The 16448-nt window shown below is 58.2% G+C and carries 13 protein-coding genes and 1 pseudogene; 5 read left to right on the forward strand and 9 right to left on the reverse strand.

Annotated features, from left to right (window positions below; genetic code table 11):
* Positions 1-172: 172 nt before the first annotated feature.
* The 6 genes from C9412_RS16085 to C9412_RS16110 all read right to left on the reverse strand — a co-directional run bounded on the left by C9412_RS16085 (position 173) and on the right by C9412_RS16110 (position 6545).
* Positions 173-1837, reverse strand: coding sequence for an amidohydrolase (locus C9412_RS16085; RefSeq protein WP_107232567.1), 1665 nt, complete (start codon positions 1835-1837; stop codon positions 173-175).
* A 63-nt stretch (positions 1838-1900) separates the two neighbouring features.
* Entirely contained in the window at positions 1901-2515 is a 615-nt protein-coding gene (locus C9412_RS16090; RefSeq protein WP_107232568.1) for a YceI family protein, read from the reverse strand.
* Positions 2516-2569: 54 nt separating this feature from the next.
* Positions 2570-3982, reverse strand: a complete 1413-nt coding sequence (locus tag C9412_RS16095) for an alginate export family protein (RefSeq protein WP_107232569.1) — start codon at positions 3980-3982, stop codon at positions 2570-2572.
* A 251-nt stretch (positions 3983-4233) separates the two neighbouring features.
* Positions 4234-4869, reverse strand: a complete 636-nt coding sequence (locus C9412_RS16100) for an isochorismatase family protein (RefSeq protein WP_219906189.1) — start codon at positions 4867-4869, stop codon at positions 4234-4236.
* A 57-nt stretch (positions 4870-4926) separates the two neighbouring features.
* Positions 4927-5607 carry a hydrolase gene (locus C9412_RS16105; protein WP_107232570.1) on the reverse strand — a complete coding sequence of 227 codons (681 nt, stop codon included), beginning with the start codon at positions 5605-5607 and terminating at the stop codon, positions 4927-4929.
* A gap of 71 nt (positions 5608-5678) precedes the next feature.
* The gene (locus C9412_RS16110; RefSeq protein WP_107232571.1) at positions 5679-6545 is read right to left on the reverse strand and encodes a pirin family protein; all 867 of its coding nucleotides are present in this window, start codon (positions 6543-6545) and stop codon (positions 5679-5681) included.
* Positions 6546-6729: 184 nt separating this feature from the next.
* On the opposite strand from C9412_RS16110, the gene C9412_RS16115 reads away from it, so the two are divergent.
* The 5 genes and pseudogenes from C9412_RS16115 to C9412_RS16135 all read left to right on the forward strand — a co-directional run.
* Entirely contained in the window at positions 6730-7629 is a 900-nt protein-coding gene (locus C9412_RS16115; RefSeq protein ID WP_107232572.1) for a LysR substrate-binding domain-containing protein, read from the forward strand.
* A gap of 3 nt (positions 7630-7632) precedes the next feature.
* Complete coding sequence (locus C9412_RS16120) at positions 7633-8559, forward strand: LysR family transcriptional regulator (protein WP_107232673.1); 927 nt, start codon at positions 7633-7635, stop codon at positions 8557-8559.
* 345 nt (positions 8560-8904) lie between these two features.
* On the forward strand, positions 8905-9339 hold the full coding sequence (locus C9412_RS16125) for a transposase (protein ID WP_107232573.1): 435 nt from the start codon (positions 8905-8907) through the stop codon (positions 9337-9339).
* A 216-nt stretch (positions 9340-9555) separates the two neighbouring features.
* The gene (locus C9412_RS16130; protein WP_181358699.1) at positions 9556-11079 is read left to right on the forward strand and encodes an alpha/beta fold hydrolase; all 1524 of its coding nucleotides are present in this window, start codon (positions 9556-9558) and stop codon (positions 11077-11079) included.
* Between the two features lie 150 nt (positions 11080-11229).
* Positions 11230-11628 (forward strand): annotated as a pseudogene (locus tag C9412_RS16135) (transposase); the annotation flags it as partial.
* Between the two features lie 48 nt (positions 11629-11676).
* Here the strand turns inward: C9412_RS16135 and C9412_RS20715 are convergent.
* The 3 genes from C9412_RS20715 to C9412_RS20610 form a co-directional block, all read right to left on the reverse strand.
* On the reverse strand, positions 11677-12171 hold the full coding sequence (locus tag C9412_RS20715) for a hypothetical protein (RefSeq protein WP_181358705.1): 495 nt from the start codon (positions 12169-12171) through the stop codon (positions 11677-11679).
* Positions 12168-12932, reverse strand: a complete 765-nt coding sequence (locus tag C9412_RS20720; RefSeq protein WP_181358698.1) for a hypothetical protein — start codon at positions 12930-12932, stop codon at positions 12168-12170. Before C9412_RS20720 ends, C9412_RS20715 begins: the two co-directional genes overlap by 4 nt.
* Positions 12933-14167: 1235 nt before the next feature.
* On the reverse strand, positions 14168-14836 hold the full coding sequence (locus tag C9412_RS20610; protein ID WP_146160154.1) for a hypothetical protein: 669 nt from the start codon (positions 14834-14836) through the stop codon (positions 14168-14170).
* Positions 14837-16448 lie beyond the last annotated feature (1612 nt).

Below are 16448 nucleotides of genomic sequence, written 5' to 3' on the forward strand. Positions count from 1 at the left end.
GGACACCTGTCTGGCTGAAAACACTTCGGGGTCAACGTTAGTGATGGGGAAGAGAGTCGTGTAGACCCCAAAAAATGACCTGACCGTCCTATGGCGTGAACGGTTAGGCGGCTGTGGGCTTGCTACTGACTGGTACCGACGTTCAGTTAACAAAAGGCGGTCTTCACGGGTCCTACTGGACTGTCAGAACCCCAGTGTCATGAACCACATGCCCATCCACGAACGTCAGCAGCGACCTGATCGTGTGAATCTTCTTGGCTGGCATCGTGAGATAGGGCTGATCCAGAACGGCAAAGTCCGCCTGCTTTCCTGGTGCCAACGAGCCGCGATCGTTCTCTGCGAAGGAGAGCCATGCGGCTGTGCGTGTGTACATGCGCAACGCAGCGCCACGGCTGATCAGGTTATCGTCCTGCCGACGTACACCTGCCAGTGGCTGACCATCAACGTGGAACTGGATGGCATGCCACACACCTGATACGCCGATGCGCGTGGAGTCGGTTCCACCAGCCACCGGAATACCTAGTTCCAGGGCCGCATTGACGGGTGCTGCAGATGCTGCAACATCGGCCGAGTTGGCTCTGTGGATGGCGGTTGTCTCAAAATAGGGCCCCATCTGCACGCTGTATGCCAGGCCCAGGCGCGCCATACGCTGCAACGTGTGCTTGGAACCTGTATTGAGGTGAGCAATAGACCAGCGTAGTGGTCGAAGGTCATGTTCACGGGCAACCACCTCAAACGCGTCTAGGATCGCGCTTGCGGCATCGTCGGTGTAGGCATGGATCTCCAGAGGGATCCGTTTCTCCGCGGCGAACCTCGCAACCTTGATCAGCTCATCACGTGCTTCGGAGGAAGGATTGAAGCCTGGCGCCATCAGTACCCCGTCGTTCATGGCAGTAACCAGGTTCTCGCCCAAGCCCAGGAACGCAATCTTTCCGTCGTCATGCTGGGGTGGTCGATAGGCCATGACATGCCTGAACCAATCCGCCTCACCGCCATTGGTAGCGGCAGAAATTCGATAGCCGGCCCTGAGGGTCAACTCCCCACGATCACGCATCAGGAACAGAGGTTCATAAGCCTCGGAAGGGCCAGCAGACGGGTCAATAAACCCTGTCACACCGCGCGAATTCAGATCGGCGAAGAATGCTCTGAGACTCTGATAGTGGTCGGCACCTTGGCTGAGTCGTGCGAACAGCGCGTTGAAGGGGGCGATACCACCGAGCAGGCGACCTGTGGCGTGACCGCTGGCATCTCGCTCGACTGTAACTCCCATTGGCAACTGCACATCTGGCGTATCCAGGCCAAGCGCGGCGACACCCGCACTATTCACCATTGCGTAGTCGTACAGATACTGCACATACGCAGGGTGATTCGGAACGGCCTGATCCAGATCAGCGCGAGTCGGGGCACGATCTTCGTCAAACTGCTCGGGATGCCATGAACCGACGACGGCCACCCACTGTCCCGCGGGACGGGCCAAGGCATCACGCTCCAGCTTCGACAATGCTGCGGCCAGGCTTGTTTCGTCGTGCCAGTAAGTCTCGAACGTGTATGTCTGGCCACCCCGGATTGCATGTGCGTGGGTATCGATCAATCCAGGCACAACGGTGTGCTGCTGCAGGTCGATGACCCTCGTGCTCGGACCGATGTGCTTTTCAATGTGACGATCACTGCCGACCGCCAGAATTCGCCCTCCTTGAACGGCAAGTGCGGTGGCTCGCGGCGACTTAGGATCCTGCGTCAGAAGCAGGCCATTGCGAAGAACAACATCAGCGTCTTGGGCAAGTAACGTTCCTGGGTAAAGAAGCAGGAGTGAAAGCAGAAGGGGGAAGGGGCGCACAGCCGACTCCGTGACTTGGCTTGAACAGGAATAGGCGCACAGCACGAGTGCGCCTTGGTCGCATCAACGCGCGGGCGATGCCTTCGCAGCTGCCCTGGCCTCAAGTGCCTCCACAGTGATGCGAACCTCAACCTCATCGCTGACCATCGGCAACGCCACAGATAGCCCGTAGTCGGAACGTCTGATCGTGGCGGTTGCGTCAAAGCCAATGGCTGGCGCCTTGAACATGGGATGCTGGGCTTCACCGTTCAGAGTTGCATCGAGGACGACTGGACGCGTAATGCCGTGTAGTGTCAGATCACCATGAATACGGAACGAGCTGCTGATCCCGATGCGCTCGAGGCGCGTACTCCGGAACGTGATCATCGGATGCAGGGCTGCATTGAAGAATTTCTCGCTCTGGAAATCAGAATCCAGAACCGGAACACGAGTACGAATACTACTGACCGGCATGGATACCTGGACCGACGACATGGTGGGATCTTCCCCATCCCAAATCAGCGTACCGGACACGACGTCCACACTCGCGGCCGGATTGGACAACCCGAGGTGGTTCCAACGGAAGTCCACTTGAGTGTGTGTCGGATCTATGGTGTATGTAACTGGCTTGGCCGATGCGGCGGCTGTTGCCAACGCGGAGACAAGAGCGAGGGTGAGTGCCAGTGTCTGCTTGTTCATGCGGATGGTCCCAAGAGGTGGTTGCAGCCCCACAATTGGGGCGGCACTTTCCCGTCAGTAGCGCCAGAGCGCCTCAATTCCAACGAAGTGAACGGTTTCTGCATTGCCCGTTTCGCGAATGAAGTCGCCAGGCTTGAAGACGGAGTACGCGGCTTCAAAACTCAGCTGACGGGAGATCTCCCAACCCAGCACGACATCACCTTGCGTTCCGATGTAGCGGGCGCGGCTTTCGCCCGAGGCGCGTAACAAGTTGCCGGAGACGCCATACACACCGTCCCGGGTGCTCTCGCGCCAGTAAAAAACCATCGCCGTTCCCAGTGACCAACCACTGCCAAGATCAAGCGTCACCGACGGATGCAAGTTGATGAGATTGGTCGGGCCAATCAGACCAATCTCGCCAAAGTACTTCCCTTTCGGGAACAGGACGTTGAAGGTCTGCAGCTCGGGTTTGTTCGGATCGCGGTCGCCGCTGATAAGGTTGGCCTTCATACCGACGCGTGGCTGCAGCTTGACGTCGCGGAAGGTATACCGGACATCGCTGGCTAGCGACCAAGCCTGAATGCGAGCGCCGGCGAAGTTGCCAAACTGGTAGAAGCCTTCCAGATCCCAGCTCCAACCCGAGCGCTTGCCGAACAGGCGAGTACCCACGGTATTGCGGGTTTCCCGTCCAGTTCCTTGGTTGTAACGAGCGTTGTTTGCAGAGAGTCCGAGGTAATACACATCAACGCCGGTGCCTATGCTCTTCCCGGGATCCAGGAACGTGGCGTAGATGCCCCAGAGCCGCCGGTCTCGATCGCCGTGATCGCTGTACGAACCCAGCGCATTGCGCACCGGCCTGACGAAGAAGGCATCAGTGCGGGAATCTGAGGTTTGCCAGCTCAGCGTGCCACCATCAAACGAGCGAATCACATTCGGTCCGTAACGGACCGAGATCAGGCGCTCGCTGCCGTACGCCATGATCTGGCGGCCCAGACGCACAGTGGCGCCAGCCTCAGAGGAGGGATAGGACAAGTCGATGAACCCCTGTAGAACCTCGGAGCCAGTGTCGTCGACCGGGCCAACCGTACGGCTGTCGCGGTTGGCCGTGGTCAGGTTGAGCTGCGTGAAAGCACGCGCATGCTCGCCCAAGTGCAAGTCGGCGTAGGGCAGAAGACGGTAGAGCTCATAGCCTTCGTCTGGAATCTCCGCGTCGCCGAACTGGCTACTCTCGTAGTGCTCATAGCGTGCCCGTAGCTCAGCGCCAACCGTCAGGGCCGAGGACTCATCCAGCTGCATCCATTTTCCAAACTCCCACCAAGCTCCCGTCCGATCGGCCGGATCTGCGAGATAGCGGTAGTCTTCCGAGTAGCGCCAAGGATCTATGGGCGGAGGGGCCGAGATGGAGACTTCCTGTGCAAGGGCCGTGGAAGCGCTGGCGAACGTGAAAAGGGCGCACGTTAACCCAATGGGGGGCGGCGACACGTTCATGCTTCCCCCATTGCCAGATTGATGGTCTGTGCAAAAGGAACGATAGCAACACCCCGCTTGAACGCATGTGCCGCCACTCGGGGGGCTTGCAAATATGGCAGTGCATTGGCCCAGTGCATGATGTCACCTATTGCGGGGACGGAAGGAGAGCCGCCCCCGGGGCGCCTTTAGCCGAAACTCAGTTCCGCCGTGCGGCGAGCTCGTAGTTCTTCGCGGATTCAACTTAGTCCGGACGTAAGCAAACGACGGGACTACCGTGTGCCCTCCTTGAGGCCCAACAGTTGCCACTCCCAGCGCAAGCCCTGGCCGAAGCCACCACCGTGCTCAGCAAAGAGCTCCGCAATCGCCTCGGCGCTCGGCCGGCTCCAATCCCGCTGTAGCTCGCTGACATAGGCAATCGTGGTGAGCGGGCGGGCTCCGGCTTGGATCATGCGTTGAACTCCTCGCTCGTGTCCTTCTTCAGTGCCGCCAGAAGCGTCCGTGACAAAGTAGACTTCGTAACCTGCCGCCAGAGTAGAGAGGACAGGCATGCTCAGGCACACTTCAGTCCAGAGGCCAGCCATTACCAGCTTCTGCTTGCCGGTTTGCTTAACCCATTGACGCACTCGGGAATCATCCCAGGAATTGAGGCCTGTCCGGTCGATCGGCACTTGTTCCGGATGTACCGCTTGGAGTTCCTTGAATAGAGCCTGCCGTTCGGCAAAAGCAGTAGTAAACAGCGTGGGTACATCGAAGACCTTGGCCGCTTTGGCAAGAAACACTGCGTTGTTTACCACTGCCTCGTTGGGATGGGAGCGCAGTGCTAGTAGCTGAAGGTACTGGTGATCGATCAGAAGTAGCGCGTGATTCTCAGGTGTAAGCAGTGTGTCGTCTTTAGTGGCTTTCATGGTCATCTCCGATTTGGCAGCAGACCCCAAGGAGAGTCCCGAGGTCTGCGGCAAGCATTAGCCTCGCTGCGAATCGAGCTGCTCGTGATTCTTTTCAACGTCCTGCGCCTTCATGTAGCTTTCGATCAGCAGCTGGTAGTTCGGGAAGATCTTGGTGTAGATCTCGGCCCACTGCTGGGCATCATCTCGGTGCCAGGTACGCTGGATCTCCGAAGCCACTGCGGCGGTATCCATCGGTACCACGCCGGCCTGGGTCACGCGTGCCAAAGTGATTTCCTCTGCCATCTTCGAGTAGGTACCTGAGGCATCAACGACCGCGAACACCTGATAGCCATCGGCCACAGCGGAGATCGATGGGAACGCCATGCATACGCTGGTGATCGTTCCGGCGATGATCAGTTGCTTGCGACCGGTCGCCTTGACGGCCGCGACGAACTCGGGGTTGTCCCAAGCATTGATCTCGCCCTTACGCGCCACGTACTTTGCATGCGGTGCTGCTTCGTGAATCTCAGGAATCAGCGGGCCATTCGGGCCCTGCGGCACCGAAGCAGTGGTGATTACTGGGATCTTTGACAAGGTCGCCATCTTGGCCAACGCGGTGGCGTGGGCACGCACGCTGGTGAATGGCATGTCCCCAATGGTCTGGAACAGACCGCTTTGGTGGTCGATCAGCAGCATCGCGGCGTTATCCGGGTCGATCACCGGACGCGCACCGTTGAAGTTGGCCGGGGTACTCATGATTAGTCTCCTGGGAGGGTGGGCGATGGCCCGAAAGACGCGACGGGCCAAAGGCCGCCGCGTTGAAGCATTCAATGCGTGATCTGGCCGAAACGGCCACTGTTGAAGTCGCTGACCGCCTGGGAGATCTCCTCCTGGGTGTTCATCACGAACGGGCCATAGCCCACGACAGGCTCGTCAATGGGTTCACCGCTGAGCAGCAGAACCGTGGCGTCACTGGCAGCTTCAACGAACACTCCTTCACCCGAGCGATCAAGCATCACCATCTGGGCTTCGCCAATATTCTGTCCGCCGTTCACGCGAACGCTGCCCTTGAGAACAACAACCGCAAGCGTCCACCCTTCCGGTGCCGGCAACGTGGCGCTATGGCCGTGCTGCAGCCGCACATCCCATACGTTCATCGGGGAATGTGTGTGGGCTGGGCCTCTGGCTCCATTGAACTCGCCCGCGATGACCCGAACGCGGCCGCCGCCCTCAGGCAAATCGAGCACCGGGATGTCTTCGTTCAGAAGAGTCTGGTAGCCCGGTGCGCTCATCTTGTCCTTGGCAGGCAGGTTCACCCACAGCTGGACCATGTCGAGGGTGCCACCACGGCGGGCAAAATCAGGGGTGTGGTACTCCTCGTGGAGGATCCCGGAGGCGGCGGTCATCCACTGCACATCACCAGGGCCAATGGTCCCGCCCGCGCCAGTGGAGTCACGGTGGGCGACTTCACCTTCGTAAACGATCGTAACGGTCTCGAAGCCCCGATGAGGATGCTGACCGACGCCGCGCTGCTGCGTAGTGGGGTCGAAACGGTAAGGCCCCGCATAGTCCAAGAGCAGGAACGGGCTCATGTGCTTCCCGTGGGTGCTGTAGGAGAACAGGGAGCGTGCGGGGAACCCGTCGCCAACCCAGTGAGGCCGTGGGGCGCTGTAGACGCCGACAACTGCTTTCATCGTGAACTCCGTCCCGGGCGGTGGCCCGACCCTTGTGCTGCATAGAAGGTATTCCCGAGACGATAGACGCGGTAGTCGTCAAGTTTTACCCTCAGAGTCCCATTCGGAGAACGATGTGCTCGGAGCCTATTCAAGCGAGCAGCGCCTCCGCCACCTTGTACACGCGAGCCAGGAGGAACGGCCGATGCAAGATCTGAACGACCTCTTCTATTTCGCCATGGTCATTGAGCATGGGGGCTTTGCTCAGGCGGGCCGCGCCATCGGCATACCCAAATCAAAGCTGAGCCGACGAGTCGCCCTTCTTGAAGAGCAATTGGGGGTGCGCCTCATCCAAAGGTCGACGCGCCATTTTTCCATCACCGAGTTGGGCCAGGCATTCTTCGGCCGCTGTAAGGCGATGCTGGAAGAGGCCGCCGCAGCACGGGCTTTGATTGAGGTGAATCAGACCGAGCCATGCGGAAACCTGCGCCTTACCTGTACGACCGAACTCCTGTCCGGAGGAGTCAGCAAACTCGTGGCCGAGTACATGGCCATCTACCCTCGAGTCAATGTGTACCTGAAGGCGTACAACCGACCGGTGGATGTCATCAGTGAGGGCTTTGACGTTGCAATACGCGAAAGCAGCGGTCAGCTAGCCGACTCAGAGCTTGTTCATCGCGTACTCGCCAAGCGCGAGCAGGTCCTTGTGGCGGCCCCCATGTTGCTGGACCAGCATGATCGTCCGGCAGTACCGGCAGACATATCTGCACTCCCAACGCTTGAATTGACAAGCATGCCGGGAGTCCATGAGTGGCGATTCTCCCAACACGATGGAAGCAATACGCGTGTTCGCCACCATCCAAGACTTTGCAGCGATGACATTGAAACCATTCTGGCAGCGGTGCACGGCGGATCAGGGCTGGCGATCCTCCCCCTTTCAATGGTCAATTCCGACCTAAAGACAGGTGCACTTTGTCGTGTTCTAGAAGACTGGACATGCCCAGAGCATATTGTCCACGCGATACTGCCATCCAGAAGGCACATGCTTCCGTCTGTGAGGGCATTGGTCGATCACCTGGTCGAGAATTTTGAGGCAAAGGAATAGATGATGATGAAGATGCCGGGGCGAGCGGTGGACCTCAATGACCTGCTGTACTTCGCATGGGTGGTGGAATACGGCGGATTCTCCCAGGCCGGTCGAGCGCTTGGAGTTCCGAAGTCAAAGCTGAGCCGCCGGATCGCGCTATTGGAAGAGCGCCTTGGCGTCCGCCTGATTCAGCGTTCAACACGCCGCTTCTCCACGACCGAGACAGGTCAAGACTATTTCCGGCATTGCAAGGCCATGCTTGTGGAGGCTGCCGCGGCGGAAGAAGCTATCGAACTGACGCGTTCAGAGCCTAGAGGCATCGTACGTATCGCATGTCCTGTGGCATTGCTGCACTCGAGCGTTGGACCCATGCTTGCAGATTTCCTGGCAAGGAACCCCAAAGTGGAAATCTCGCTGGACGCAACCAATCGACGCGTGGATGTTGTCGGCGAAGGTATAGACCTAGCCATTCGTGTGCGCCCACCCCCGCTGGAGGACAGCGATCTTGTCGTGCGCGTGCTATCGAAGCGCACGTGGTGCTTGGCCGCAAGTCCTTCTCTGATCGCGAGGCACGGTGTCCCCGACGTCCCAGCTGATGTAGCGCGTATCCCTACCGTCGACCTAGCCAGTCGCGACAGCTCCCATGTATGGGAGTTGTACGGGCCAGATGGCGCGATTGCGTCTGTTCACCACGTTCCGCGAATGGTGACTGACGACATGATCTCGCTGAAAACGTCAGCCTTATCTGGAGTGGGAATCGTCATGCTACCGAAGATGATGCTTGCTGACGAGTTGAAGCGTGGAGACTTGATTCCCATCCTGACGGACTGGACCCCAAAGCCTGGAATCATCCACGTGATCTTCCCTTCCAGGCGCGGTCTTCTGCCCTCGGTACGCGCATTAATCGATCACTTGAGCGAAAGCTTCGAGGCTACTAGAGAGGAATAGATCATTCATCCGAAATGGATTCCACCCTCCCTTGCCCCGGCGGCGGCCCGGTGCGCGGCCCTTTGGACAAGCGCTGTATCCATGTTCCACCTCACCTCACATTTTGCTGCAGTGCAAACCTTGGGCTGTCGGGCTGAACGACACTATTGGTTCTGGGCAGTGGAGCGAACCATGCAACTGACATTTGGCGTTGCACAGGGCCTATGCAAGCGAAAGCAGACCCGGTGCGAGATATTGCTAGCCGCGATAGTGTAGCTGGTACCTTGAAAGGCGCTAACGGCGTAGATCGAGCCATACTACTCGCGATCGAGACGTTCTGGCTGTTCACCTTAGGTGCTGGATACGATGCTGCGCATCCATCCACTACTACAGTGGTACGCACTGAGCGATTCGGGCATGGAAGAGGCGTTGCACGAGATTTGCCTGATGCGCCAGTTCGCCCGTATCGGCGAACTGAATGCCATTCCAGACAATTCCACGACCCGGAACTTCCGTCGTTTGCTGGAAAGGCATGGGCTGACGTCGAAACTGATCGAACAAGTGAGTACGCACCTTGCCCGGAAAGGCGAGATCCTGCGCGCTAGCATGATCACGGATGCCACAATCATCCACGCACCGAGTTCGACGAAGAGTACGGACAAGGCGCACCATCCTGAGATGCACAATATAGTGGTACTTCGGCATGAATACGCACGTCGGCGTGAATGTGCTTTCAGTTCACCGCCTACAGACACAGTCGTGCACGATCACATTGGGATTCCGTTTCCGGCGCGCGTATGATTTTCAGACTTTCAAACACCCCGGCCTGATGTTCCGCCGCTGGAGACAATGATGGGTGCGCTTGGATCTGTTGTCTTGTGGCGCGGGCCTGCTGGATTGCTGGCCCTTGCCACGTTTCTTGGTGGCTGTGCTATCACACCCGAGGCCATACGTGCCGACGCCGCAGCGGAATCTGTGCCCTGTCAAGCTGCGGCCACGTGCGCGCGGCCTATGGCCATGGCGCGGACTTCCGCCCTCCGTGCCGAGCATCTTTCCGATGACGCTGCCGCCAACCGACATTGGCTCGCTTGTGCAGAAAAAGCATACGTCGCGGCCGTGATGGGAGATGACAGGGCGGGTGCGGTGCCGCTGGCCAACCGCTGCACCGATCAACTGCTGCGCGCGGCACTGCGGGTGAACCGGCGCGGGTGGACGGAAGGCCGGCGGAATGTCGGCGGCATTGAAATGCAGGTCACCTTCCACGGCATTTCGCCCAACCTGCCAAGAACACTTGAGTTGTCACGTGCGGCGGACGTGTCGATGGCCATCTACGACGGGCAACGACACGCTCGCATCGGCTTCGGCGTTCCACTCGTGGCCACGTCGCCACGCTGTGTTGACCGGCCGGCCTGTGCATTGATGCCGGCGGAGGGGGTGTTCCGCGCAGTGACTGCATGGGTGGAACCGGCGGCGGGCCATGGGTTGCCGGTGCTGGTGATCGGCGACCCGGATAACGCCAGCGTCCCCATTGCGCTGGGGGCACTGTCGGTGGATCGTTCGGCGGCCTATGCGCTCGGCGCGCGCGCCTCGGCGCTGAACAGGCAAGGTGTCTGGGGTTTATTGGGCGGCAAGAAGGTCGGCCTTCGTGCCGGCGTCTATCTGCTTGAGGACTACGATCCCAACCGGCGCCCGGTCGTTATGATCCATGGCCTTGGAAGTAGCCCGCTGATCTGGGCAAAGACATCAAATGCAATCTGGGGCGATCCGCTGCTGCGGCAGCATTTCCAGGTCTGGCATGTGGTGTACCAGACCAACGCACCGCTGCTGATCACACGACGCCGCATCCAGACCTACCTGGATGCGGCGTGGCGCACGCTGGATCCAGAAGGGGATGACCCGGCACGCCAGGGCATGGTGCTGGTGGGGCACAGCATGGGGGGAGTCGTGGCCAGACTGTTGAGTGCCGACAGCGGCGAGGTGCTTTGGTCAGCGGCATTCAACGTGCCCCTGGAGTCCCTGCAGGTCCCACCGGCGGATCGCGACGTCATCCGCGAAACGTTTCTGTTCTCGCACTACCCAGGCGTTGATCGTGCGATCTTTCTGGCCGCGCCGCACCGCGGCGCACCCGCCGCGGATGGTTGGCTTGGCCGTGTGGTGAACCGCCTGGTGGGTCGACGAGCACCGGAGCTGAAGGCGCTCGTCCGCCTTGCCGAAGCGCAGCCGACGGCGGTGCGCGAAGAACTACGCGAAAGCTACCTGCAGTCTCGGCTAAACAGCATCGTCACCCTGAGGGTGGCGCAGCCTGTACGTCGGGCTGGAGAGTCACTGATGCCTCATCCCGGCGTTTCCTACCACACGATTGCCGGGGTTCTCATCGGCGAACAGCCGCCTGGCGATGGTTCGGTGCCATTGGACAGTGCGTTGCTACCCGCAGCGTCATCCACTCTGGTCATCTACTCCGATCACTACCTCTATCAGCGGGGTAAGGCAATTGATGAGGTGGTGCGCATCCTGCAGCAGGCCGCTGCCGCGGGGCGTTAAAGCGACCCGCCTTGCGTCTCTACTTGCCCGATGCACGAAACAAAATTGAAGTATGGCGGACGCCCTATAGCGATGAGCGCCCGCGACGTCTCCCCAGTTTTGAATAGCACGGCGAATCGGAGTTCAATCCCAGAAAGTCGGAGATTGGACATGAAGAAGCGCCTTTCCGAGGAAGATCATCCGCTTCCTGCCTGAGGCAGAGGCCGACATGGCGGTGAAAGAGCTATGCCGCCGTCACAGGTTCAGTGAAGCGTCCTACCACTTGTGGCGCAGCAAGTTCGGCGGCATGAGTGCGCCAGAGGCAAAGCGGTTGAAGAAGCGGCTGTCCGAGCAGCTGCTGGAAAACGATTTCTTCAAGGATGCCCTGCGAAAAAAGTTGTGAACGCACCGCCGCGCAGGACGCTGGTGCGGCATTTGATGGATCGAGGACACATTGAGCGGCGGGCACTGGCCGTGGCACGGATGAGCTCCAGCGCTATGCGCTACGTCCCGCGCCCTGATCGCAATTTCGATCTGCGTGAGCGGATCCCGGCGCTGGCACAACGACACATACGATCCCGATCGCCGTGGCAATTCCACATTCGTTTCGCGCAGCTTCTACTGCTTTGCGCGGCCAGCGAAACGCACAACCTTCCCGCCGTTCTGCATGGCCTGTACTTGCTGCTTGAGATCGAGCACTTCTTGCCGAAGCGACTCGATCTCCGCATCCCGTTGAACAATCTCCACGGAGTACATGTTCTTGAACTGCGCAGCCATCAAATCGTACTTTTCCTTCCAACTGAGCGCCTGCGATTGACTTCTCTTCCTGGCGCCCTTGGTAGTCACAGGAATATGCGCGCGAAGGGAGTGAAGCCATTGCTCGACTTCAAGCCGCGTACTTGCCTTGTGCTTTGGGCCGTAAAGCGAGGTCTGGCTCACCCCAGCCCGGCGAAACAATTCCGCTGCATTGATCCGTCCCGAATTATGGGGATACACCCCCTCGTTGTCCTTGACTTCTTTGTCCACCTGAGCCATGGCACGTCGAATCGCTGCAATGAAAGAATCAGTTCTCACCCGCCCCACGTCGGCTAAGGTCTTTTTGGTCTCGGTCATGTGATCAGCACCGTGCCTGGGATCATCTGTTTCAACAATTGGCTCTGGGCGAAGTAGCGATCAACCTCTTTCCACCTGCCAAGCAATGATCTGATCTGACCTTGAAATTGAGCGATCAGCATGGATTCTTCGCTCTGAACCGCCTGCTGCAGCAGTTCCAAGTTGTAGTTTATGGTGGAAATCGCCCTCGCGACGCTGCCTGAGAGGTCCTCGGCCTCCTCAGGGAAGGTCAACTGATTACTGCATTTAGGATGGCAGTAGTGCGGATTCGCTTGCCCATGGCCTTTGTTGCACAGCCCACCGCTGGTAAAACTTGTGCACACAATTCCAGGCGCGATAATCGCCCAAGACGAGCCTTCAGCAGTCATCGCGCGGGCAAACTCCAGCATGTTCTGCGGCTCAAGAGCGGAGTTGCCCAACAGTTGCGCGTACTGCTCAACGCTTCGCTTCAATTTTTCTGCACCAGCCCCTTGGAGCTGTGCCGACTTTTCAATGGCCTCAACCCCTTTAAGAATGACCATCTCCCGGACGACCTGCTGAACCTCAGATAGAATTTTGGGGTCGGAGAGGATATAGCGCATTATGGTCATTTGCTCATCGCGGTGACCAAATACATCCATGAGAATCTTTGGCGCATGCACCAAGGCCAGTGCCACGATGCGAGCCAGCGTCTTACGAAACCGATGAGGATTCATTCCACCAACTCCAAGCTGGTTTTGGAGCCCTAGACTTCTAACGAACTGGCGGAACGTGTTGAGCATGTCCGGGCACCGGTTGGGAGCCTTCAAGGACACCCATAGATTTGTACCTCCGACGCCATAGTGACTCCTTAGAATTCTGCACAGGCGCTCTTGTTGCAAAATGGCCTGCGCAGCAAGCCTCGGCAAAGGGGCTTCGCTAAGTCTTCCACCCTCACCTTCCATTTTCCAGGTCCTGAACTCGTAAACCTCGGACTCACCTCTTCGACTGAGCGCCCCCACCTTCATTGAGAGCAGCTCCCCGTGCCGAGGACCGGCGCAGAGGGCAACGGGGAATGCATGTGCGCCCTGAAGGATGGTGACCATCCTTAGCAAGTTCTTGAAGGTACGTGGCGGCCAAGAAGCCACCTCCTTACTCCTGCCCTGCTTAAAGTCGAATCCTATCGGTACCTGCGCAAGGTCTGTCCCGTCAGGCCCGCGCCAGTTCCAATTTCTCACGATAGGATCCCGGGCCTCTCCTGCGCGTCCAACGCAGGACTTCAACTCACCACTGCCCCGAATCTTCTCCGTTCGGATAGGGATGGCTAGCGCCGCCTCGAGTGCGTCGAGAAGCGTTGGGCCGATTGTTTCAATCATTACCATCGAGGCCCAGCCTGCCTTGGATACAAATTGATCAGGATACGGCTGAATCTGCTGTACGTTATGAATAGCGTTCTCATGCTCGGGCTCGCCAGTCCTATCTCTAGGCCCTTCCACTCCGCGGATGCACGGGCCATTTGTAGGCGCGTCAGGCAAGCAACCGATACCGTGGTAGTAGCGAAGAACACTTATCAGGGACCTACACGCAATCGAAGACTCGCGCGTGACGTCAACGCACTGCCAGAACTTGCCTCCAGTCCCATAGCTAGAAGTGCGGCGGACTATTCTATAGATGCCAGCTACTGTACTAACGAGGGTTGATCTCTTGTAGTACCCTCCCTGCCGGCTTGCGAACAGTGCCATGGCGATAGCGACTCTCATCACCTCCCGAACAACATCGTTCTGGAGCTTCGGATCATTCAGACAATACGGCGGCAAATGCTCCCATAGGTTGAGTGACATCGTCCGTGCGGTTGACTTCAGCTCCTCCGGGATCTCAAGAATGCCCCAGGTTGAACCAAGGCGTGCCAAGCCCTGGAATGACCTCAACTGACTCTCCGACGCAGCCCCCAAGGCCGCTGGCTCAATCGGATGCGAGCATGTACCGGCGTCGGCCCGATCGCCGTTAGGAAGCCGCAAGGCTAGCGGAGCTTCTGCGCTCATTCATGCTGTCCTGCAAAGAATATCGGCATATGCCGACCATTTGCGATCTTCTCCATCCACCGATCAATCTCGGCGGAAGCAATCAGTGGCGGCCATTGCCTGAGAGTGGAGCGAAGGATCCGCAAGTCGGTTGAATCGGAGCTTTCGTTGAATCTGACAGCGCCAACCGAATTTCGGATTGTCTCGAGTTCGGCAATCCTTCTGCAGATCCCCTCCATGCTGTCTGAGAACACGAACGCGTTATAGCATCCACTAGCAACGCAGCGGTGCTGCTGCGCGCATATGGAGCACCCATCACGCTTATTGTTGGGATCGATCTCCAACGGCGGATTGAAAGGATCTGCGCAGCCGGCTCCGTCATAAGTCCGATTTTTACGCGCCTGTTCGAGCCTGAGGATGTCTTCACTACTCACATCCATTTTGCTTAGCTTCGCACGAGTTAGCGTGATATCGAATACACGCTTCTCTGAAATTTGGCTAAAGACATCGTCAATGGCCTCCGCTACAAGTCCAAAAGACTCTGCGAAAGCGGCACGCCGGAATCCATAACTTCGCGTAGTTGCCAGATTCTTGTGGCCTAGCAGCACCATGACAACCCAGCTCGAGTACTTTGATTCTCTATACATGACTGCCGCAGCTAGGTCCCGGAAGTCACTGACGGACATCGAAGGAACCTTCTTTTCAGCAACAGAGTTGTAGCTACGAACAATGTCAGCAAGCCAATTGTTCAGTGTCCTAGGTTCATGCGGACTCAGGACGAATAGCGGCTTCAACCCGCCCTTGGGAGTCACACCCACCCAAGGGGACCTGATCGCAACATCTGGGAGACTGCAGCTTCCCGGATAGTGCTGAGCATGTTGGCGCAGGGAACATCCTCTTGCCAGAAGAGCTTTTACGAGCGAATAGCAGCTCGTTTCCGTATGCTCGTTGGAGACCGTCCACTGCAGTGCCCCTGCTGATCGGAATTTAGGGGCGAATATCCAGTGATGTCCCTCTCCGTAGGCAGAACTCCACTGCTCAATGTTTATGGAGGCTGCGGTGGCTACGTTCCAAGCACTCCGGGCCACGAACAGAAGAAAGAATACGGCGATGTCCCGACTCGTCGGGTACATGCCGGAGATCATGCAACTCCAGTTCACCCTACTTCCGGCATGCTCGTGCTCCTGTGGGTACCTCGGCCACCAGTTCGGAAGACTGCGGTCTTTGAGACCGAGCTTTCGACTGAGGTCAACCATGCGCGGTAGCACCCTGTCCGTCGATAGGACTAGCGCACGAAACGTGGCGTGAGCATCTGCCTCAGTGGCAACGAACTCCGGAGATCTCATGAACTTATCGTCGCGCTCGAACAGTTCGATTAGATTCCGACCCTCCAGTGCCAGCTCGTCAGCTCGGCGCCATCTCCGCATTACTTCTAAAGCTTCTGCTCTGAGGTACCGTATGATCGCGATGCCGCTATCGTCCGGCGGGGTCTCCCGTCCCCTAACTGTCGAGCTGATTGACGGGACAATTAGCTCTGGCAACTCATTGTCGGCGACAGCGGCCCTAATGATGCTTCTCACGACAAGCGCCTGCGTCCCTCGACAGGGTTCCCACCTGCCATCAGGCCCAGGTGACGAGAATGCGTTGAGGTGATACGCAGTCAAATCGTGAAGCCTTATGACCCGCGGGACGCTTCCACCTTGCTCAGCCAGGTAAGCTTCGAAAGTGTCGAGGAATCGCCAGAACCCGATCAACGAGGAGCGCTTCATCGCCGCCGAGACGGGCGTTTTCGTGCTCAAATTTGCACTCAACGATGGCCAGAGATCCGCTAGCAATTCTGGCCTACCAGTGAATCCCCCTCCCCATCGGTGATTGCGCCCAACTGCGAGTTTGTTGCTGACGCCATCAGCCAGAGCCGAGAAATCGTGCAAATTTCGCCGTGAAATGTAGTCGGGGTGCTTGCACAGCACCGTCCATAGACCTTCTTTTTGCTGTAGCTCATACATCGACTGCATGGGTCTACTACTCCCTATCGATGATGGCGTTCCACGATATCGAAGGGTGGCCTCGGTCCCGTGCGACCTTCGCTACTGCCGCTTGCAGATAGCGCATCGTTGTCCGCTCGTTAGCGTGCCCCATGATTGGAGACAGAATCATTTTGACCTGACCTGCCATGAGCCCGTGGAGCCAGCCTAAGTCTGCACTTGAGGTGCTAGCTATACCTATCAGCTTGAGATGAGCTGATGTTTGTGCAGCTATCTTTTGGACCGCGAAATAGTGTCGACCGCTATGAGGGTG

The organism is Stenotrophomonas sp. Nf1 (assembly GCF_003028475.1).
Lineage (GTDB): Bacteria > Pseudomonadota > Gammaproteobacteria > Xanthomonadales > Xanthomonadaceae > Stenotrophomonas.